Consider the following 19,324-nt stretch of genomic DNA (forward strand, 5'->3'; position numbering starts at 1 on the left):
GACGGGTGAGACGACAGATCATCGTCGCGGCGGTGCTCGCCCTGGGAGCGACGGCCTGCGGAGACCAGACGCGCATGGGCGCGGCCGCCACCTTCGAGGGGGCGCCGCGCATCAGCGAGACGGAGCTGAGCACGGCCGTCACCCAGTGGCGCGACTCCTACCGGGAGAACCCGCTGCCGGCGCAGCAGCTCACGCTGGCGGACCCGGAGTCGACGCCGCGCAGCGTGCTCAGCCGGCTGATCGCCATGCGGGTCAGCGAGCGGGCGGCGAAGGACCGCGGCATCACGGTCACCTCCGCGCAGGTGGACGACTTCGTCCGCCAGGTGACGCGGGACGGCGGTCCGGACCTCTTCGACGTCTTCACGATGTCGTACGGCATCCCGCCGAGCCACGGCCGCGAGTTCGCGCGGATGATCGTCATCAACAACCGGCTCGCCACCGGCGCGTCCAGCGAGGCCGCCGCCAACGAGCAGGTGCACCAGGCGCTGACGCGGACCGCGCAGGGCATGGGCATCGAGGTCAACCCGCGTTACGGCCAGAGCTACGACGACGGCCTCCTCCAGCCGCCGGTGACCCGCCTGTCGACCCGGGAGAGCGGGACGGCATGAGCCTGATCCTGCTGAGCACCACGCACCGCGTGGCGCCGGGGCTGCTGACGTGGCGGGCGTGGCGGGCGCTCCAGGACTCCCGGGTGCTCACCTCGGCCGCCGGCCACCCGCAGCTGCCGTTCCTGCGGGAGGCGGGCGTGGCGGTCGAGACGGTGGAGCCGGACGCCCGCGCGGTCGTGGAGGCCGCGCGGCGCGCGGACGTGGTGTGGCTGGCCGCGCCGGACGGCGACGCGGACTTCGCCGCCCGCGTCGGCGAACTCGTCGTCGAGGACCCGCTGGACGTCGAGATCGTGCACGGCTCCTACGACCTGCCCGGCGCCCGGCTGCTGGACGTCGTGACGGTGATGGAGCGCCTGCGCCGCGAGTGCCCGTGGGACCGCGAGCAGACCCACCAGTCGCTCATCCCGTACCTGGTGGAGGAGACCTACGAGACCGCCGACGCGGTGGAGTCGGGCGACTTCGCGGCGCTGCGCGAGGAGCTGGGCGACGTGCTCATGCAGGTCGCCTTCCACGCGGTGGTCGCCGCCGAGCGCGGCGAGGACGGCTTCACCGTCGACGACGTGGCGGCGGGCCTCGTCGACAAGCTCATCCGGCGCCACCCCCACGTGTTCGCCGAGGCGGACGTCTCCGGCGCCGCCGAGGTCGAGATGAACTGGGACGTCATCAAGAAGGAGGAGAAGGGCGACAGGCCCCTCCTGGCGGGCGTCCCGGTCTCCCAGCCCGCCCTCCTGGAGGCGGCCCAGCTCGTGCGGCGGGCCCGCAAGGGCGGCGTCCCGGAGGAGCTGTTCGCCGACTACGCCGACCGCGTGGCCCCGGCCGAGGCCGCCGACCGCGAGCTCCGCGCCTGGTCTTCACGATTCCGGGCAAAAGTGGAGGAATGGGAGCAGCAGGGCCGGGGATGACAGCTGAGGTGGGGTTCGATAAGGGACCTCACAGGACAGACGTCACGGGTTACTGGACTGTTTCGACCGTGAAACAACCCTTAGGGTGTGCCGCATGGAAGCGGAGCAGGGCATCGGCAGGGCCGTCGCGGCGCGGCGGCTGGCGGGGTACGGCATGCTGGCCGGGCTGCTGGCCGGACTGCTGGCGCTGCCGCTGGCCTGCACGGCCGGTGTCGGCGCGCGGGACTCCGCGGACTGGCTGCTCAGCGAGCCGTTGGACCTGGACGACCTCCAGGCCCCGCAGCGCTCCCAGATCCTGGCCGAGGACGGCTCCCTCATCGCCACGTTCTACCGGCAGAACCGGGTGGACGTGCCGCTGGAGAAGATCTCGCCGGTCGCCCGGCAGGCGGTGCTGGCCATCGAGGACTACCGCTTCTACGAGCACGGCGCGCTCGACAGCAAGGGCACGCTGCGCGCCCTCATGTCGAACCTCAACAGCTCCGACGACACCACGCAGGGCGGCTCGGGCATCACCCAGCAGTACGTGAAGAACCTCCTGTACATGAACGCCGAGAGCGAGGAGGAGAAGCTGGAGGCGGTGGCGACCACCCCCGCCCGCAAGCTCCGCGAGCTGCGGTACGCCGTCGCCGTCGAGCGAAGGCACTCCAAGGACGAGATCCTGGAGAAGTACCTGAACATCGCCTACTTCGGCGACGGCGCGTACGGCCTGGAGGCCGCGGCCCGCCGCTACTTCTCCGTATCCGCCGCGAAGCTGAACCTCAACCAGGCGGCGACGCTGGCCGGCATCCTCAAGAACGGCAACCAGTACAACGCGCGGCTGAACGGCGAGGGCGCGCGCAACCGGCGCGACATCGTCCTGGACCGGATGGCCGAACTCGGCTGGATCACCTGGAGGAAGGCCGAGGAGGAGAAGAAGAAGCCGCTCGTCCTGGACCTCACCGAGACCAAGAACGGCTGCACCGAGAGCAAGGCGGCGTTCTTCTGCGACTACGTGCAGCGGGAGATCCTCACCAATCCGATCTTCGGCAAGACCAAGGAGGAGCGCGAGCGGCTGCTGTGGATCGGCGGCCTGAAGATCCGCACCACCCTGGACTGGAAGACGCAGAACGCCGCGCACAAGGCGCTGCTGCGGCACGTCCCGGCGCGGAACAAGGAGAAGAAGGCGGCCGCGCAGGTCCTCGTCGAGCCGGGCACCGGCGAGATCAAGGGCATGGACGTGGGCCGCGAGCTGGGCCCCGACGAGAAGCCGGGCAAGACCTGGATCAACTTCGCCGCCGACGCCAGCCACGGCACCAGCGTGGGCATGGCGGCGGGCTCGACCTTCAAGGCGTTCACGCTGGCCGCCGCGTTCGACGAGGGCATGCCGATCGGCGAGCGCATCACCGCGCCCGTCGCGTACGCGCCCACCGGCTTCCGCGACTGCAAGGGCAAGAACGTCAGCGACACCACCCAGCTGCGCAACTCCTCCGACGGCGAGGGCGGGCGCAGCTTCAGCCTGCTGACGGGCACCTGGCACTCGGTCAACACCTTCTTCCTCAAGCTGGAGAAGGAGGTGGGCCTGTGCGACACGGTGAAGATGGCCAAGAAGCTGGGCATCCGCCGCGCCGACGGCAAGCCGCTGCAGGAGTACGCCTCCTTCACGCTGGGCTTCAACGACGTCTCCCCGCTGCGGGTCGCCGCCGCCTACGCCGCCTTCGGAGCGCGCGGCAAGTACTGCGAGCCGATCGCCATCAAGCAGATCAACCGCGCCGACGGCAAGAAGATCAAGGTGCCGTCCGCGAACTGCGAGCAGGTCATCGACAAGGGCGTCGCCGACGCGGTGAACCACGTGATGGCCGGGGTCCTGACCAAGGGCACGGCGCGCGGCCTGGCCCTGGGCCGCCCCGCGGCGGGCAAGACCGGCACGGTGGACAACTACTCGGCCGCCTGGTTCGCCGGGTACACCCCCGAGCTGGCCTCGGCCGTCTGGGTGGGCGACCCGCGCGGCGGCTACAGCCACCCGATGACGAACGTGTGCCTGCCCACGCACTGCGGCGGCCCGGTCTACGGGGCGAGCATCCCGGGGCCGATCTGGCGCGACACCATGGCCGAGGCGCTGCGGGGCGTCAAGGCCACCGGGTTCAGCCGGCCGCCGTCGCACTTCTTCCGCAAGGGCTCGGGCGAGGACCACGTGCGCATGCCGGACCTGCGCGGCCTCAAGCCCGAGGAAGCGATCCGCAGGCTGAAGGCGATGAACATGGACCACCGGATCTCCTCGGCGGAGATCCACTCCCGCTACCCCGAGGGGACGATCGCCGAGACGAGCCCCGGGCCCGGCACGAGCATCGACCCCGGCGACTCCGGCATCACCGTCGTCCTCACGGTCTCCAAGGGCGAGGAGCGCCAGGACGACCCGCCGTTCGGCGACGGCGACGACGACAACCCCTTCGGACCCGACCTGCCGTTCCCGCGGACGCCGTTCACCGAGCCCTTCTTCACCTTCACCGGCTGAGGCGCGCCCCGCGGGCCGGAGCGCGCGGGACGCGCCCCGCGTGGACGGGGCGCGCACTTCGCGGCCGGGGCGCGCGCCTCACGGCCTGGATGCGTGCCCCGCGGCCGGGGTGCGGCCTCAGGCCAGCAGGGCCCGGACGAGGTCGGGCAGGCGGCCGTCGCGCAGGTCGGCCAGGGTGACGGCGTTGATCACCTCGAGCTGCGCGGTGTCGGCGGCCTGCCACACCTGGCGCAGCGCGCCCACCAGCGCGGAGGGCTCGCCCGCGGGCGGCTCGGCGCGCTCCTCGGCGCGGGCGCCGCTGACCAGGCGCAGCACCTCGCCGACGGTGAGCTCCTCGGCCGCCCGCGCCAGCCGGTACCCCGGACGGGGGAGCCGCTGGTTGTAGACGAGGTCGGCGCGGCGCAGGTCGCCGAGGATCGACTGCAGGAAGGTCAGCGGAAGGCCGTGGGTGTCGGCCAGCGTGTGGGCGGTCAGGGCCGACGGCTCGGCGGCGGCCAGGGCCAGCAGGGCGCGCAGGGCGTACTCGACGCGGGCGGTGACGTGCACGTTCTCCCCGATTGTCGTGGCTGTTCACTTGTGGAGGGGCGCCGGAGCGACCGTGCGGAAGCCGCCGCACGGCCGTCCGGTCAGTCGCCGACCCGCTGCAGCCCCCAGCGGGAGCGGATCGCCCGGTCCACCACGCCGAAGAGCTGGTCGACCAGGATGCCGATGATGAGGATGATCACCATCACCGCGATCATCTCCGCGGTGTCGCTGACCTCCCGGGAGAAGTGCAGCAGGGTGCCGATCGACTGCTTGCCGATGATGACCAGCAGCTCGCCCGCCATCAGGCTGCGCCAGGCGAACGCCCAGCCCTGCTTGAGGCCGGCCACGAACGACGGCAGCGAGGCCGGGATGATCAGGTGCCGGTAGCGGGCGAACCCGGTCAGGCCCATGGTCTGGCCGACCCGCAGCAGGATCGGCGGGGTGTAGTCCACGCCCGCGATGAGGCCGTTGGCGATCGAGGGGGCGGCGCCCAGCACCACGACGAACAGGATCGCGCTCTCGCTCAGCTTGAACAGCAGGATGGCCAGCGGGAACCAGGCGATCGAGGGCATCGTCTGCAGGCCGGTGATGAGCGAGCCGAAGGCGCGGCGCAGCACCCAGGACTGGGAGACCAGCGCGCCGATGGTCCCGCCGATGAGCACCGCCAGCGCGAACCCGACGAGGGCGCGCTGCATGGTCAGGGCGACGGCGTCCCAGAAGGTGCCCGTGGCGACGACCTCGAAGAAGACCGGGACGACCTCGCGGGGTCCGGGCAGCACCCACGGCTCGCGCCAGCCGCTGAGGACGACCAGCTCCCAGGCGGCCAGCGAGATCAGGACCGCGGTCATGATCGGCCACAGCGCCGACCAGACGCGCACCAGCGGGTTCTTCTTCTTGCCCGCGGTCAGCTCCAGCGCGTCCAGGCCGGCGATCTGCCGCTGGATCCCGCCGCTCTTCTCCTGCTGCTCAAGAACCATGACGGCTCACCTCCTCCTTGAGCCGGTCGGTGATGGTCGCCGCCAGCGTGGCCACGTCGGGGGAGTCGATGCGGCGGGGCCGCGGGAACTCCACGGGGAACTCCTGGATCACCCGTCCGGGGCGGCTGGACAGCAGGACGACGCGGTCGCCGAGCCGCACGGCCTCGCGGACGTTGTGGGTGACGAAGAGGACGGACAGCTCGCGCTCCCGCCAGATGCGCTCCAGCTCGTCGTGGAGCAGGTCGCGGGTCATCGCGTCCAGGGCGCCGAACGGCTCGTCCATGAGCAGGAGGGTGGGGCGCTCGTCGCCCTGCGATTCGGTGAGGGCCAGGGCGCGGGCCAGCGCCACCCGCTGGCGCATGCCGCCGGACAGCTGGTGCGGGCGCTTCTTCTCGAACCCGGACAGGTGCACCGAGGCCAGCAGCTCCGACGCGCGCGCCTTGCGCTCGGCGCGGGGCACGCCCCGCTGGCGCAGCGCCAGTTCGAGGTTGCCCGAGACGGTCAGCCACGGGAAGAGGGCGGGCTCCTGGAACATCAGGGCGACCCGGGCGTCGCCCTTGTCGATGGTCCCCGCACTGGCCTTGTCCAGGTCGGCGACGAGGTTGAGCAGGGTGGACTTGCCGCATCCCGACGCGCCGAGGAGGCACACGAACTCGCCGGGGCGCACGTCCAGGGAGACGTCGTCGAGGGCGAGCAGCGCCGAGGCGCCGGAACCGAACGCTTTGGAGACGCCCGAAAGCCGGACCGCGCTGGCGGTCCGGCTCGCGGGGGCCTTGACGGCCTTGCTCATGAAGTCTTGACCTCCGGCTTTCCCGCCGCCTTGAGGATGGCGTTGAGGTGGGTCAGGTCGTAGATGCCGTTGAGGTCCACCGGCTCCAGCAGGCCGACGGCCTCGGCGTTCTTGGCGCCGGTGACCAGGGAGGAGGGGATCGGGTCGCTGAGGAACTCGATCTCCTTGAACGCCGAGTCGAGGACCTCCTCGGACAGCGGCTTGCCGCTCAGCTTCTCCAGCTGGGCGTTGGCCGAGGTCTTGGCCTCCTCGATGTTGCCGTTGATGTAGTCGTTCGAGGCGACGGTGCCCTCGACGAGCTTCTTCACGATGTCCGGGTGCTCCTTGGCGAACTCCTGCCGGACGATGAGGTGGGTGATGACGAACTTGCCGTCGGGCCACAGCTCCTTCTCGTTCAGCAGCTTCTTGCCGCCGGACTCCAGGATCAGCCGGGAGGCGAAGGGCTCGGGCACCCAGGCGCCGTCGATCGCGCCCTGCTTGAAGGTGTCGATCGTCTGGGAGTTCTCCTGGGGCACCACCGCGACGTCGCCGGAGCCGTCCTTGTTGGCGGTCAGGCCCTTGGACTTGAGGTAGGAGCGGATCGCGACGTCCTGGGTGTTGCCCAGCTGCGGGGTGGCGATCTTCTTGCCCTTGAGGTCGTCCAGGCTCTTGACCTTGTCGGGGTTGACCACCAGGGAGACGCCGCCGGACGCGGCGCCGCTCACGATCTTGATGGCCTGGCCCTTGGACTGGGCCCAGGCATTGATCGCGGGGTTGGGGCCGATGAAGGTGGCGTCGACGCCCTTGGCGAAGAGCGCCTCGATCGCGGCGGGGCCCGCGTTGAAGGACTTGGGCTCGATCTTGACGTCCGAGCCGAGCTTCTCGGCGAAGATGCCCTTCTCCAGCCCGACCAGCGCGGTGGCGTGCGTGATGTTCGGGAAGAACCCGAGGTTGACGGTGGTGGTGCCGCCGTTCTCGCCACCGCTGGAGGAGTCGTCGCCGCAGGCGGCGAGCACCGGTGCCCCGATCACCAGTGCCGTCAGCGCCGCCAGGGCTTTTCTCCTGCTGAGCTTCATCGTTCTCCGCTCCCGGTCGATATTTTCGACTGATTTGATGTGAAAAGTAGAGCAAGGATGGAATACCAAGTCAACCTGATCGGTAGGGAATGTGGCCACGATCGGGTAACGGCGCGGGACGGCGAGCCGTCCGAAGTGCCGGGACGGCCCTTCGGTAGGCTCGGGACGTAACCCCCGTGATGCTGAACAAGGAGCGCACAGTGTCTGCGATCGAGGCCGTACACGCCCGGGAGATCCTCGACTCTCGCGGTAACCCCACCGTCGAGGTCGAGGTCCTGCTCGAAGACGGCTCTCAGGCCCAGGCCGCGGTGCCCAGCGGCGCCTCCACCGGCCAGTTCGAGGCGGTCGAGCTGCGCGACGGCGACCAGCGTTACGGCGGCAAGGGCGTGCAGAAGGCGGTCGAGGCCGTCAACGGCACCCTGGCCAAGGAGCTGGTGGGCTACGACGCCGACGACCAGCGCATCATCGACCAGGTCATGATCGACCTGGACGGCACCCCGAACAAGGCCAACCTGGGCGCCAACGCCATCCTCGGCGTCAGCCTCGCGGTGGCCAAGGCCGCGGCCGAGGCCGCCGACCTGCCGCTGTTCCGCTACGTCGGCGGCCCCAACGCGCACGTGCTGCCCGTGCCGATGATGAACATCCTCAACGGCGGCGCGCACGCCGACACCAACGTCGACATCCAGGAGTTCATGATCGCGCCGCTGGGCGCGCCGACGTTCTCCGAGGCGCTGCGCCAGGGCGTGGAGGTCTACCACTCCCTGAAGTCCGTGCTCAAGGGCAAGGGCCTCAACACCGGCCTGGGCGACGAGGGCGGCTTCGCCCCCGAGCTGCCCTCCAACCGCGAGGCGCTCGACCTCATCCTCGTCGCCATCGAGAAGGCCGGCCTGACCCCGGGCCGCGACATCGCCCTGGCGCTGGACGTCGCCGCCACCGAGTTCCACTCCGAGGGCTCCTACACCTTCGAGAGCGCCGCCAAGAGCGCCGAGGAGATGGCCGCCTACTACGCCACCCTCGTCGCCGACTACCCGCTGGTCTCCATCGAGGACCCGCTGGACGAGAACGACTGGGACGGCTGGAAGGCCCTCACCGACGCCATCGGCGGCAAGGTGCAGCTGGTCGGCGACGACCTCTTCGTCACCAACCCCGAGCGCCTGGCCCGCGGCGTCAAGTCCGCCACCGCCAACGCGCTGCTGGTGAAGGTCAACCAGATCGGCACCCTCACCGAGACCCTCGACGCCGTCTCCCTGGCCCACAGCAACGGCTTCAAGTGCATGATGAGCCACCGCTCCGGCGAGACCGAGGACACCACCATCGCCGACCTGGCCGTCGCCACCAACTGCGGCCAGATCAAGACCGGCGCCCCCGCCCGCAGCGACCGCGTCGCCAAGTACAACCAGCTCCTGCGCATCGAGGAGCTGCTGGACGACGCCGCCCGCTACGCCGGCGCCGCGGCCTTCCCCCGGTTCACCTGGGAGGGCTGACATCTCCGGTCAGCGCGGACCTGCCCCCCGCGAGAACGCGGGGGGCAGGTTCCACCTGACATCGCGCGCGGCGATCCTCGCGGTCGTCATGTGCGCCATCGCGCTGAGCCTGGCCTACCCGGTGCGCGAGTACGTGGCGCAGCGCAGCGAGATCTCCCGGCTGCAGAAGCAGGAGGCCGCCGTCCGCAAGGACGTGCGGGAGCTCACCGACAAGAAGGCGAGCCTGGGCGACCCCGACTACGTCAAGCGCGAGGCGCGGCGCCGCCTGCACTTCTGCGACCCCGGCGAGCAGTGCTACGTCGTCCTGGACGGCCAGGGAGGCACCTCCGAGCAGCAGGAGGAGACCGGCCCCACCCGCACCCCGCCGTGGTACGAGACCCTCTGGCGCTCGGTGGAGGCCGCCGACCGGCAGGGCTAGGGATCAGACGACCGCAGCGAAGCGAGGATCGGCTGATCCCTGCACGGGGGTCCGGGGGTCGCCCCCCGGGTGGTGTTGGGTCGACCGCGGCGAAGCGAGGATCGGCTGATCCCTGCGCGGGATCCGGGGGTCGCCCCCCCGGGGTGGCGGAGCGCAATAGACTCGGTGGCGTCTTCGCCGTTGACCGATCACAGGGAGTGCCCGCGCCGATGGACCAGCGTGACGTCGAGGCCGTCCAGGCCCAGCTCGGACGGCCGATCCGGGGGACCGCCGAGGTCGCCCACCGTTGTCCGTGCGGGCTGCCCGACGTGATCGAGACCGCCCCGTACCTGCCGGACGGCTCGCCCTTCCCCACGCTGTACTACCTCACCTGCCCGCGCGCCGCCTCGGCCATCGGGCGGCTGGAGGAGCGCGGCCGGATGCGCGAGATGCAGGCGGAGCTGGCCGAGGACCCCGAGCTGGCCGAGCGCTACCGCGCCGCGCACCGCGACTATCAGGAACGGCGCGATCTGGCCGCGGAGAAGGCGGGCATGCCCCCGCTCCCCGAGGGCATGCAGACCGCCGGCGGCATGCCCGACCGCGTCAAGTGCCTGCACGCGCTGGTCGCCCACGAGCTGGCCGCTCCGGGCAGCAACCCCTTCGGCCGCGAGGCACTGGATGAACTGCCTGAATGGTGGCGTTCGGGATGCTGCGCCGATGCGAAGATGGTCGACTAAGCACGGCTGGGTTCAGCTGCCTCTGGGAGGGCACATGACGCGGGTGGCCGCGATCGACTGCGGGACCAACTCGGTACGGCTGCTCATCGCCGACGTCGGTGAGGAGATGCGGGAGGTCGAGCGCGAGATGCGCATCGTCCGCCTCGGGCAGGGCGTGGACGAGACGGGCGAGCTGGCGCCCGAGGCGCTGGAGCGCACCTTCAAGGAGATGCGCGACTACGCCGGGCTCATCGAGCGGCACGGAGCCGAGCGGGTGCGTGTCGTGGCGACCAGCGCCACCCGCGACGCCCGCAACCGCGCCGACTTCATCACCGGGGTCGACGAGATCTTCGGGGTGAAGCCCGAGGTCGTCACCGGCGAGGAGGAGGCGCAGCTGTCCTTCACCGGGGCGACCAAGGACCTGGCCGCGCTGCGTCCGCTCCGCCCGTACCTGGTCGTCGACATCGGCGGCGGCTCCACCGAGTTCGTGGTGGGCAGCTCCGGCGTCGAGGCGGCCCGCTCGATGAACATCGGCTGCGTGCGGATGACCGAGCGGCACTTCAAGGGCGCCAACCCGCCCTCACCGGAACTGATCTCCAACGCGGTCGCCGACATCGACGCCGTGCTGCGCGAGGTCCGCCAGAGCGTCCCCGTCGGCGAGGCCCGCACCCTGGTCGGCCTGGCCGGCTCGGTCACCACGGTCGCGGCGATGAGCATGGGCCTGGAGGCCTACGACTCCGAGCGCATCCACCTGTCGCGCATCACCGCCGCCCAGGTGCACGAGACCACCCGCAGGCTGCTGCACATGACGCACGAGGAACGGGCCGCCCTGGGGTTCATGCACCCCGGCCGGGTGGACGTGATCGGCGCCGGCGCGCTGATCCTCGACCGCATCATGCGCGAGTACGGGTTCGGCGCGGTGGTCGTCAGCGAGCGCGACATCCTCGACGGCATCGCCTGGAGCCTGGTCTGAGCGGCGCCGGACCGGGGGGCGGACCCCCGGCCCCGTTCGTCCCTCCCGGGACCGGCTGGCCCGACGATCCCGCGACGCCCGGGACGCCGGTCGCGCACGACGCGGCCGAGGCGGCGGAGCTGGCGGCGGGGGCGCCCGACCTGGCGGAGCTGTGCGCCCGGCAGTCGGTCTGCCGCGCCTGCGACCGGCTGGTGGAGTGGCGGGAGCGGGTGGCGGTGGAGCGGCGCCGCGCGTTCCGCGACGAGGAGTACTGGGGGCGCCCGATCGCCGGGTGGGGGGCGCCGGACCCGGCGATCCTCATCGTCGGGCTCGCCCCGGCCGCGCACGGCGGCAACCGCACCGGGCGCATCTTCACCGGGGACAGGTCGGGGGACTGGCTGTTCGCGTCCCTGTACCGGGTGGGGCTGGCCGTCCAGCCGGAGAGCGTGCGCGCCGGGGACGGCCAGCGGCTGCTGCACACCCGGATGGTCGCCACCGTCCGCTGCGCGCCTCCCGACAACAAGCCGCTGCCGTCCGAACGCGACGCCTGCCGCCCGTGGCTGGCCAGGGAGTTCGCCTTCACCCGGCCGAAGGTCGTCGTCGTGCTCGGCGGCTTCGCCTGGCAGGCGCTGTGGCCCGTGCTGGCCGAGGCGGGGCTGGCGGTGCCGCGCCCGCGCCCGAAGTTCACCCACGGAGCCGAGGCCCGGGTGGGCGGGATGCTGGTGCTCGGCTGCTACCACCCGTCCCAGCAGAACACCTTCACCGGCCGGGTGAGCGAAACGATGCTCGACGAGGTCTTCACGCGGGCGAAGGAAGCCGCGAAGCTCTGAGAGGGCGCGGCCCGGGGAGAGGGACAGGGCCGGGCTCAGCGGCCCCGCCGCTGAACGCCCCCGTCAGGCCCTGACCCGTCCCCGTCCTCCGGCCCCCGCCGGAGGAGTGACCCCGCTGGTCCCTCGTGTCACGAGGGTGGTTACGGAAGATGGGATGGCGCAAACAAGCAGAAGGTTCGGAATTCGGGAAGAAAAATCTCGGCCCCGACCGGCCGCGGCTTCCGTGGCATGTGCCACACACCGCGCGGGACGGGCGGGATAAGAGCGGACGTGCCTAAGATCGACAAGGCGTCGGGACGAGGGAGAACGGCATGGTGGACGGAGCCGCGAGCCGGCTGGAGCCGCTGCTGGTCCGGCTGCTGGGCGATCCGCTGCCGGTGCGGGTGCGCGCCTGGGACGGCAGCGAGATCGGCTCGCCCGGGGCCCCCGTCTTCGTCGTCCGCGACCGTCGGGCGCTGCGGCGGCTGCTGTGGAAGCCCGGCGAGATCGGCCTGGTCCGCGCCTACGTCACCGGCGAGCTGGACATCGAGGGCGACGTGTGCGCCGCGCTCGGCGCGCTGCAGCGGGTGCTGCGCCATGACGACGAGGCGATCCGGCTGAGCGGCGACGACAAGCGGGAGATCGTCCGGACGGCGGTGATGCTGGGCGCCGTCGGGCCCGAGCCCAAGGCGCCGCCCGAGGAGGGCGGACGCGGCCTGCTGGCGGAGACGCCCGAGGAGCTCTACGCCCGGATGGCCGGCGGTGCGCGGGCGCTGGGCACGGGGCACTGGGCGGGCACGGCGGAGCCGGCGGAGGCGCAGCGCGCCGGCGAGGAGCGGCTCGCCGCCCGGCTCGCGCTGAAACCGGGCGCCTCGGTGCTGGAGCTCAACGCCGGCTGGGCCTCCTTCGCCACCCGGCTCGCCCGGGAGCAGGGAGCGCTGGTGACCGCCGTCACCTCCTTCGACGTCGTTCCGCCCGAAGGCGTGCGCGCCGTCCCGGACGTGCCCGCCGAAGGGGAGTACGACGTGGTCGTCGCGCTGGCCGGGGTGCTGCCCCTGCACGGCGTCGTCGACAGGGTCGCCGGCCTGCTCCGGCCGGGCGGGCGGCTGCTGGTCCGCCAGCCCGTGCACCGCCAGGACGCCGTCCAGCGCCCGTTCACCAGCGACTACGTCCTGGGTTCGCAGGAGGAGCTGCCCACGCTCGGCTCGTTCATCGAGGCGCTGGACGCGGTGGGCCTGGAGGTGTGCCGGGCCGAGGCCCTGCGCGAGGACTACGCCCGCACCCTGCGCGCCTGGGCCGCGGCCCTGCAGGACGGCCCCCGGGAGGACGGCCTCACCCGCACCTGGCTGCTGCATCTGGCCACCGCCGCCCTCGCCGCGGAGGCGGGCAGGATCGGCCTGTACGAGCTCGACGCCGTACTGAGATGAGGAACACGACTTGCGTACCGGAACGATTTACCGGTAAGGAGCGTCTTATCGATGTGACGGTTCTCAGTTGCCGGAGGAAATAGATGGAGAGCAGGAACCCCGCGTTCCGCAAGATGGGTGAGCAGGCGGGGCGCGAGTACACGCCCTCCCCGCAGCAGCTCCAGGACATGTACAACCAGCCGGCGTACGCGCCCCCGGCGCAGCCGGGCGTCCGTACGATGACGATCGACGACGTCGTCGTCAAGGGCTTCCTCAGCCTCGGCACCCTGACCCTCACCGGCGCCGTGGCCTGGGTGGTCGACCTGGGCATGGGCGTCGCGCTGGTCTCGGCCCTGATCGGCCTGGGCATCGGCCTCTACCTGAGCTTCTCGGGCAAGGCCAGTGCCGCGCTGACCCTGACCTACGCGGCCTTCTACGGCGTGGCGGTCGGCACGATCAGCCACATGTACAACGACTTCTACAACGGCATCGTCTTCCAGGCGGTGATCGGCACGGCGCTGGCGTTCGGCGCCATGCTGGCGGTCTACTCGCTGCGGATCATCCGGGTGACGCCGAAGTTCACGAAGTACGTGGTGGCAGCGGGCCTCGCCCTGATCGGCCTCATGCTGGTCAACCTCGTCGCCGGCCTGTTCACCGACGGCGGCATCGGCATCCGCGAGAACGGCGCCCTCGGCATCGTCTTCAGCGTCGTGGCGATCCTCGTCGGCTGCTTCTTCCTGATGCTCGACTTCGACATGGTCGAGAAGGGCGTCCAGGCGGGCCTGCCCGAGAAGTACTCCTGGGCCTGCGCCTTCGCCCTCACCAGCACCCTGGTCTGGATCTACCTGGAGGTCCTGCGCCTCCTGGCGATCTTGAACAGCAGCGACTGAGCGCGGTAGCACCTGACGCGAAGGCCCCCGGGATCCCGTCCCGGGGGCCTTCGCGTTCTCTCAGGTCGCGCGGGTTCCTAGCTCAGGCGCTCCAGCACCATCGCCATGCCCTGGCCGCCGCCGACGCACATGGTCTCCAGACCGAACTGCTTGTCGTGGAACTTCAGGCTGTTGATGAGGGTGCTGGTGATGCGGGCGCCGGTCATGCCGAAGGGGTGGCCGATGGCGATGGCGCCGCCGTTGACGTTGAGCCGGTCGATGTCGATGCCGAGGTCGTCGGCCGAGGGCAGGACCTGGGCGGCGAAGGCCTCGTTGATCTCGACCAGGTCGATGTCGCCGATGGTCAGGCCGGCCAGGGCGAGCGCCTTCTTGCTGGCCTCGACCGGGCCCAGGCCCATGATCTCGGGGGACAGGCCCGAGACGCCGGTGGAGACGATGCGGGCCAGGGGGGTGATGCCCAGCTCGGCGGCCTTGGTGTCGCTCATGATGATCACGGCGGCGGCGCCGTCGTTGAGCGGGCAGCAGTTGCCGGCGGTGACCGTGCCGTCGGGGCGGAAGACCGGCTTGAGCTGGGAGACGGCCTCGTAGGTGGTGCCGGCGCGGGGGCCGTCGTCCTTGTTCACCACGGTGCCGTCGGGCAGCGTGACCGGGGTGATGTCCGAGGCCCAGAAGCCGTTGGCGATGCCCTTCTCGGTGAGGTTCTGGGAGCGGACGCCGAACTCGTCCTGGCGCTGGCGGGAGACGCCCTTGAGCCGTGCGACGTTCTCGGCGGTCTGGCCCATCGCGATGTAGATGTCGGGCAGGATGCCCTCGGTGCGCGGGTCGGTCCAGTCCTTGCCGCCCTCGGCCAGGGTGGCGGTGCGGGCCTCGGCCGGCTCGAACTTCTCGTTCTTGGTGTTGGGCATGCCGTCGGAGGAGCCGAAGGCGAAGCCGGAGACGTGCTCCACGCCGGCGGAGACGATGACGTCGGCCTCGCCGGAGCGGATGGCGTGCAGCGCCATCCGGGTGGTCTGGAGCGAGGAGGAGCAGTACCGGGTGACGGTCGCGCCGGGGACGGTGTCCAGGCCGAGCAGCACCGACACGACGCGGGCCATGTTGTAGCCCTGGCGGCCGCCGGGCAGGCCGCAGCCCAGCAGCAGGTCGTCGATGGTGTTGGGGTCGAGCTGGGGGACCTTGTCCAGGGCGGCCTGGACCATGCTCGCCGCCAGTTCGTCGGCGCGCAGGTCCTTGAGGGAGCCCTTGAAGGCGCGGCCGATGGGGGAGCGGGCGGTGGCGACGATCACTGCCTCGGGCATGGGATTCCTCTTCCTTCGGGGCCGGGTCGGCGGACCACTAAGTTACCAATGAGTACTCTAATCATGTTCTAGGACATGATTCTAGAAATCCCTCTGGTACGGGCCCCCCGGCGGGGTGCGCCTCAGCCGTACATGCCCGGGGTGCTGCCGGTGGTGTCGTGCGTGGCGTGGAGGGCGCCCTGCTCGTCGCGCCAGACGCGGTGGCCGTTGGCGGAGCCGGTGTACCAGGCGGGAGGCGGGCCGGGGTCGGCGGCCTTGGCGCCGGTGGCCAGGTCGTAGGCGCACAGGGGGGCGACGGGGAAGAAGCCGGGCGCGCCGCCCGCCAGGCGCAGCGGCTGCGGGTCGGTGGAGCAGAAGGACCAGGTCCGCAGGGTGTCGGTCGGGACCGCCGCCGCCCGGTACAGGTCGAACGCGCTGCCCCTGCCGCCGGGCAGCCAGAAGCCGAGCACGGACAGGTCGGTGGAGAAGGACAGCCACCACTGCGAGCCGCGGGGCACCGCCGCCGCCGGGATCGCGGCCAGCTTGCGGCCGGTGCGCGTGTCGATGCGGGCGAAGCCCTCGAAGGAGCCGGAGGCGCCGACCTCGCGGGTGACCAGGCCGACCGCGGGGTTGGGGCTCGGGTACACCCGCAGCTGGCGCGGGTGCGACCACACCGGCGAGCCGTCGGCCAGCCGCAGCGCGAAGAAGCCGTACGCCGACAGCGACCTGCCCCGCCGGGCCGGCGCGATGTGGCCGAGCAGCAGGTCGCCCGCCGCGCCGAACGACCAGCCGCCCGAGAGGTCGACGCCCCTGCCCACGGCGTCCTCGACCGGGAACTCCCACAACCGGCGCCCGGAGTCCGCGGAGTGCGCGGCCAGGACCGGCCGCCGGGCCATCCGGAAGACGACGACGCGGTCGCGGTCGGCGTGCTGGACCTCGGCCAGCCCGCGCAGCCGCCACAGGGTGCGGCCGGTGGCCCCCTCCAGCACCACGAACCGCGGGTTGCGCTGGGCCGTCGACTCCGCCAGGCACACGTTCACGCCGCAGGCCACCGGGCCGAACGTGGAGTGCACGCCCCGCGACCACCGGTGCTCGCCGGTGCGGGCGTCGCGGGCGACGACCATGGCCTTCCACGGGCCGCCGGACCGCGGCTCCAGCGACACCACCACCGGACCGGCGACGGCGGGGGGCTGCACCCCCATGCCGGGCAGCCGGCCGACCATCGTCGCCTGCCTCGTCCACAGCCGCCGGCCGGTGGCCAGGTCGTCGACGACCGTCTCCAGCGCGCCGTCGGGCCGCAGGCCGGTGACGGCCACGACGCCGGCCCCCGGGACGGCGCGGCTGACCGCGTTCACCCCGGTGTCGGACCAGCCCGCCGAGGCGTGGGCGGTGTCGCGGTCCGCGGCGCTGGAGCACGCCGCGGCCAGGAGTAGCGAGGCGGACGCGAAGAGTAGTCGCTTGAGGGCGGCCGAGGGCATGGTCGGGACTCCAGGCAGGGGAAGAGGCGCCGAGCGGCTCAGACCGTGCCGGGTGCCACCTCCGGCAGGGCCGTGCCGTCAGACGCGGGACGGGCGGGAGCCGCGCCACCCGTGCGGCGCAGCAGCGTGGCCCAGCGGGACTTGCCGTCGCCGTTCCGCGCCGCCACCTCGGTGCCGGGCTTCTCCGCGGCCGAGGCGGCCGCGAGGTAGATGGGCAGGACTCCCTCGCCGAACCGGGCCTCGGGCTCGAGTCCCAGCGCGGCTGAGACCGAAGGTAGCAGGGCGGCCGCTGCCGCACCGTAACCTCGCGCAGACGGATGGTAACGATCCGCCGAGAAGAACTCGCCGGGCTCGATGGCGAAATCGCGGCCCAGCAGGTCGCCCAGGGACACCGTGCGGCCCCCCGCCCGCACCGCCACCACGGTCTGCGCGGCGGCGAGCTGGCGGCTGGTGCGCTGGGCTATCCAGCGCAGCGGCTGCATGAGGGGCTCGACCGAGCCCAGGTCGGGGCAGGTGCCCACGACGACCTCGCACCCGCTCCCGCGCAGCCGGAGCACCGCGTCCTCCAGGTGCCGGACGGACTCGGCGGCCGGGATGCGGGCCGTCACGTCGTTGGCGCCGATCATGATCGCCGCCACCCGCGGCGCCGCCTCCAGCGCCCGCTCGACCTGCTCGGCCAGCGCCTCGGAGCGGGACCCGGAGACCGCCACGTTGGTCAGCCGGACCGGCCGTCCGGCGCTGGCGGCCAGCCCCGAGGCGATCAGGGAGGCGGCGGTCTCCTCGGGCTCGTCCACGCCGATCCCGGCGGCGGTGGAGTCGCCCAGCATGGTGAAGGAGAGCGGCTCACCGGGCAGCCACGCCCCGTACAGGCCGTCGGTGACCGGCGGCGGCAGGCTGGCCGAGCCCTGGATGATCCGCCGGGCGAGCCGGGCCTCGGCCACCAGGAGGGCGAACGTCAGCGCGCCCAGGACGGTCAGGCCGCCCCCGCCGAAAGCCGCGGTCGTCACGATCCGGCGCGTGGTCAGGGCTCTCAGCATGGACTCGCTCACCCCCGGCAGGCTGGGCTAGTGTCGAACGGAATCTATCCGAGCGGCGGGGGTGCTCGCGGACGGGACACCGGTCGGAGCGGATAGAGGCCACATCGAGTATTCCCGTTCTCTCCAGCGCGCAAGACAAGGACGTCCCGTGCAGGTTCACGACTCGCTCATCCCCCTGATGGGGAACACTCCACTCGTGCGGTTGCGCAGGGTGACCGCCGGGGTGCCCGGCCAGGTGATCGCCAAGGTGGAGTACTTCAACCCCGGCGGTTCGGTGAAGGACCGCATCGCGGTCCGGATGGTCGACGCGGCCGAGGCGTCGGGGGCGCTGCGGCCCGGCGGGACCATCGTCGAGCCGACCTCCGGCAACACCGGCGTCGGCCTGGCCATCGTCGCGCAGGAGCGGGGGTACCGGTGCGTCTTCACCGTCCCGGACAAGGTGGCGGCCGACAAGGTCAACGTGCTGCGCGCCTACGGCGCCGAGGTGATCGTCTGCCCCACCGCGGTCGCCCCCGACCACCCGGACTCCTACTACTCGGTCTCCGACCGGCTGGCCCGCGAGATCTCCGGCGCCTGGAAGCCCGACCAGTACTCCAACCCGGAGAACCCCCGCTCCCACTACCTGGCCACCGGCCCGGAGATCTGGGAGCAGACCGAGGGGCGGATCACGCACTTCGTCGCCGGGGTGGGCACGGGCGGCACCATCACCGGCACCGGGCGCTACCTCAAGGAGGTCTCCGGCGGCCGGGTGAAGATCATCGGCGCGGACCCGGAGGGCTCGGTCTACTCCGGCGGCACCGGCCGCCCGTACCTGGTGGAGGGGGTGGGCGAGGACATCTGGCCCGCCACCTACGACCCGGAGGTCTGCGACGAGATCATCGCGGTCTCCGACAAGGACTCCTTCACCATGACCCGGCGGCTGGCCCGCGAGGAGGGCCTGCTGGTCGGCGGCTCCTGCGGCATGGCGGTGGTCGCGGCGCTGCGGGTCGCCGAGCGCGCCGGGCCGGACGCGGTCGTGGTGGTGCTGCTGCCCGACGGCGGCCGCGGCTACCTGTCGAAGATCTTCAACGACGAGTGGATGCAGAACTACGGCTTCCTGGCGGCGGCCGGCGACGAGGCCAAGGTCGGCGACATCCTGTCGGGCAAGGAGGGGCGGCTGCCGGAGTTCGTGCACGCCCACCCGGAGGAGACGGTCGGCTCGGTGATCGAGCTGATGCGCGAGTTCGACGTCTCCCAGGTGCCGGTGCTCAAGGAGGAGCCGCCCGTCATGGCGGCCGAGGTGGTCGGCGCGATCGGCGAGCGCGAGCTGCTGGGCCTGCTGGTGGCGGGAAAGGCGCACGTGGACGACCCGCTCTCGCAGCACATGTCGGCGCCGCTGCCCACGCTCGGCTCCGGCGACCCGGTCTCCCGCGCGGTGGAGGTGCTGGAGAAGCACGGCGCGGCGGTCGTCCTGGTGGACGGCAAGCCCGCCGGGATGCTCAGCCGCCAGGACCTCCTGGGCTTCCTGGCCTCCTGAGGGGCCCGCACGGCGGA

The 19,324-nt window shown here is 72.0% G+C and carries 18 protein-coding genes; 11 read left to right on the top strand and 7 right to left on the bottom strand.

Going from position 1 to position 19,324, the window contains the following annotated elements; genetic code table 11:
* The first annotated feature begins 5 nt into the window (after positions 1 to 5).
* From ABD140_RS09565 to ABD140_RS09575, 3 genes are all read left to right on the top strand, one after another.
* Positions 6 to 608, top strand: coding sequence for a SurA N-terminal domain-containing protein (locus tag ABD140_RS09565; protein ID WP_344238979.1), 603 nt, complete (start codon positions 6 to 8; stop codon positions 606 to 608).
* Positions 605 to 1,510: a nucleoside triphosphate pyrophosphohydrolase gene (locus ABD140_RS09570; protein ID WP_344238981.1), complete on the top strand. Its 906-nt coding sequence runs from the start codon at positions 605 to 607 to the stop codon at positions 1,508 to 1,510. The genes ABD140_RS09565 and ABD140_RS09570 overlap by 4 nt, the downstream gene beginning before the upstream one ends.
* Positions 1,511 to 1,604: 94 nt before the next feature.
* Positions 1,605 to 4,001, top strand: coding sequence for a penicillin-binding protein (locus tag ABD140_RS09575; protein ID WP_344238983.1), 2,397 nt, complete (start codon positions 1,605 to 1,607; stop codon positions 3,999 to 4,001).
* Between the two features lie 117 nt (positions 4,002 to 4,118).
* Here ABD140_RS09575 and ABD140_RS09580 read toward each other — a convergent pair whose 3' ends face one another.
* From ABD140_RS09580 to ABD140_RS09595, 4 genes are all read right to left on the bottom strand, one after another.
* Complete coding sequence (locus ABD140_RS09580) at positions 4,119 to 4,547, bottom strand: RrF2 family transcriptional regulator (protein ID WP_344238985.1); 429 nt, start codon at positions 4,545 to 4,547, stop codon at positions 4,119 to 4,121.
* A gap of 80 nt (positions 4,548 to 4,627) precedes the next feature.
* Positions 4,628 to 5,503, bottom strand: a complete 876-nt coding sequence (locus tag ABD140_RS09585; RefSeq protein ID WP_344238987.1) for an ABC transporter permease — start codon at positions 5,501 to 5,503, stop codon at positions 4,628 to 4,630.
* Positions 5,493 to 6,293, bottom strand: coding sequence for an ABC transporter ATP-binding protein (locus ABD140_RS09590; protein WP_344238989.1), 801 nt, complete (start codon positions 6,291 to 6,293; stop codon positions 5,493 to 5,495). Before ABD140_RS09590 ends, ABD140_RS09585 begins: the two co-directional genes overlap by 11 nt.
* Positions 6,290 to 7,348, bottom strand: coding sequence for an ABC transporter substrate-binding protein (locus ABD140_RS09595; protein WP_344238991.1), 1,059 nt, complete (start codon positions 7,346 to 7,348; stop codon positions 6,290 to 6,292). The genes ABD140_RS09590 and ABD140_RS09595 overlap by 4 nt, the downstream gene beginning before the upstream one ends.
* Positions 7,349 to 7,548: 200 nt before the next feature.
* On the opposite strand from ABD140_RS09595, the gene eno reads away from it, so the two are divergent.
* From eno to ABD140_RS09630, 7 genes are all read left to right on the top strand, one after another.
* Positions 7,549 to 8,832, top strand: coding sequence for a phosphopyruvate hydratase (eno, locus tag ABD140_RS09600; protein WP_344238993.1), 1,284 nt, complete (start codon positions 7,549 to 7,551; stop codon positions 8,830 to 8,832).
* An 88-nt stretch (positions 8,833 to 8,920) separates the two neighbouring features.
* Positions 8,921 to 9,250: an FtsB family cell division protein gene (locus ABD140_RS09605; RefSeq protein ID WP_344238995.1), complete on the top strand. Its 330-nt coding sequence runs from the start codon at positions 8,921 to 8,923 to the stop codon at positions 9,248 to 9,250.
* Positions 9,251 to 9,459: 209 nt separating this feature from the next.
* The gene (locus tag ABD140_RS09610; protein WP_344238997.1) at positions 9,460 to 9,966 is read left to right on the top strand and encodes a DUF501 domain-containing protein; all 507 of its coding nucleotides are present in this window, start codon (positions 9,460 to 9,462) and stop codon (positions 9,964 to 9,966) included.
* A 34-nt stretch (positions 9,967 to 10,000) separates the two neighbouring features.
* On the top strand, positions 10,001 to 10,918 hold the full coding sequence (locus tag ABD140_RS09615; RefSeq protein WP_344238999.1) for a Ppx/GppA phosphatase family protein: 918 nt from the start codon (positions 10,001 to 10,003) through the stop codon (positions 10,916 to 10,918).
* 191 nt (positions 10,919 to 11,109) lie between these two features.
* Positions 11,110 to 11,727 (top strand): uracil-DNA glycosylase, encoded by a 618-nt coding sequence (locus tag ABD140_RS09620; RefSeq protein ID WP_344239001.1) that lies wholly within the window; start codon positions 11,110 to 11,112, stop codon positions 11,725 to 11,727.
* A gap of 311 nt (positions 11,728 to 12,038) precedes the next feature.
* The gene (locus tag ABD140_RS09625) at positions 12,039 to 13,133 is read left to right on the top strand and encodes a class I SAM-dependent methyltransferase (protein WP_344239003.1); all 1,095 of its coding nucleotides are present in this window, start codon (positions 12,039 to 12,041) and stop codon (positions 13,131 to 13,133) included.
* 83 nt (positions 13,134 to 13,216) lie between these two features.
* Entirely contained in the window at positions 13,217 to 14,002 is a 786-nt protein-coding gene (locus ABD140_RS09630; protein WP_344239005.1) for a Bax inhibitor-1/YccA family protein, read from the top strand.
* A 77-nt stretch (positions 14,003 to 14,079) separates the two neighbouring features.
* On the opposite strand, the gene ABD140_RS09635 is transcribed toward ABD140_RS09630, so the two are convergent.
* From ABD140_RS09635 to ABD140_RS09645, 3 genes are all read right to left on the bottom strand, one after another.
* Positions 14,080 to 15,297 (bottom strand): acetyl-CoA C-acetyltransferase, encoded by a 1,218-nt coding sequence (locus ABD140_RS09635; RefSeq protein ID WP_344239007.1) that lies wholly within the window; start codon positions 15,295 to 15,297, stop codon positions 14,080 to 14,082.
* Between the two features lie 122 nt (positions 15,298 to 15,419).
* Entirely contained in the window at positions 15,420 to 16,754 is a 1,335-nt protein-coding gene (locus ABD140_RS09640; protein ID WP_344239009.1) for an outer membrane protein assembly factor BamB family protein, read from the bottom strand.
* Positions 16,755 to 16,792: 38 nt separating this feature from the next.
* Positions 16,793 to 17,803 carry an SGNH/GDSL hydrolase family protein gene (locus ABD140_RS09645; protein ID WP_344239011.1) on the bottom strand — a complete coding sequence of 337 codons (1,011 nt, stop codon included), beginning with the start codon at positions 17,801 to 17,803 and terminating at the stop codon, positions 16,793 to 16,795.
* 136 nt (positions 17,804 to 17,939) lie between these two features.
* Between ABD140_RS09645 and ABD140_RS09650 the strand changes: the two genes are divergently transcribed.
* Positions 17,940 to 19,307 (top strand): cystathionine beta-synthase, encoded by a 1,368-nt coding sequence (locus tag ABD140_RS09650; RefSeq protein WP_344239013.1) that lies wholly within the window; start codon positions 17,940 to 17,942, stop codon positions 19,305 to 19,307.
* The last annotated feature ends 17 nt before the right edge of the window (positions 19,308 to 19,324 follow it).

The organism is Actinocorallia libanotica, from assembly GCF_039525175.1.
Lineage (GTDB): Bacteria > Actinomycetota > Actinomycetes > Streptosporangiales > Streptosporangiaceae > Actinocorallia > Actinocorallia libanotica.

Bases quoted from the DNA above. Each gene is read 5' to 3' on its own strand.
- ABD140_RS09570 (WP_344238981.1), top strand. From the start codon at position 605: ATGAGCCTGATCCTGCTGAGCACCACGCACCGCGTGGCGCCGGGGCTG.
- ABD140_RS09575 (WP_344238983.1), top strand. From the start codon at position 1,605: ATGGAAGCGGAGCAGGGCATCGGCAGGGCCGTCGCGGCGCGGCGGCTG.
- ABD140_RS09585 (WP_344238987.1), bottom strand. From the start codon at position 5,503: ATGGTTCTTGAGCAGCAGGAGAAGAGCGGCGGGATCCAGCGGCAGATC.
- ABD140_RS09590 (WP_344238989.1), bottom strand. From the start codon at position 6,293: ATGAGCAAGGCCGTCAAGGCCCCCGCGAGCCGGACCGCCAGCGCGGTC.
- ABD140_RS09595 (WP_344238991.1), bottom strand. From the start codon at position 7,348: ATGAAGCTCAGCAGGAGAAAAGCCCTGGCGGCGCTGACGGCACTGGTG.
- ABD140_RS09605 (WP_344238995.1), top strand. From the start codon at position 8,921: ATGTGCGCCATCGCGCTGAGCCTGGCCTACCCGGTGCGCGAGTACGTG.
- ABD140_RS09610 (WP_344238997.1), top strand. From the start codon at position 9,460: ATGGACCAGCGTGACGTCGAGGCCGTCCAGGCCCAGCTCGGACGGCCG.
- ABD140_RS09615 (WP_344238999.1), top strand. From the start codon at position 10,001: ATGACGCGGGTGGCCGCGATCGACTGCGGGACCAACTCGGTACGGCTG.
- ABD140_RS09625 (WP_344239003.1), top strand. From the start codon at position 12,039: ATGGTGGACGGAGCCGCGAGCCGGCTGGAGCCGCTGCTGGTCCGGCTG.
- ABD140_RS09630 (WP_344239005.1), top strand. From the start codon at position 13,217: ATGGAGAGCAGGAACCCCGCGTTCCGCAAGATGGGTGAGCAGGCGGGG.
- ABD140_RS09635 (WP_344239007.1), bottom strand. From the start codon at position 15,297: ATGCCCGAGGCAGTGATCGTCGCCACCGCCCGCTCCCCCATCGGCCGC.
- ABD140_RS09640 (WP_344239009.1), bottom strand. From the start codon at position 16,754: ATGCCCTCGGCCGCCCTCAAGCGACTACTCTTCGCGTCCGCCTCGCTA.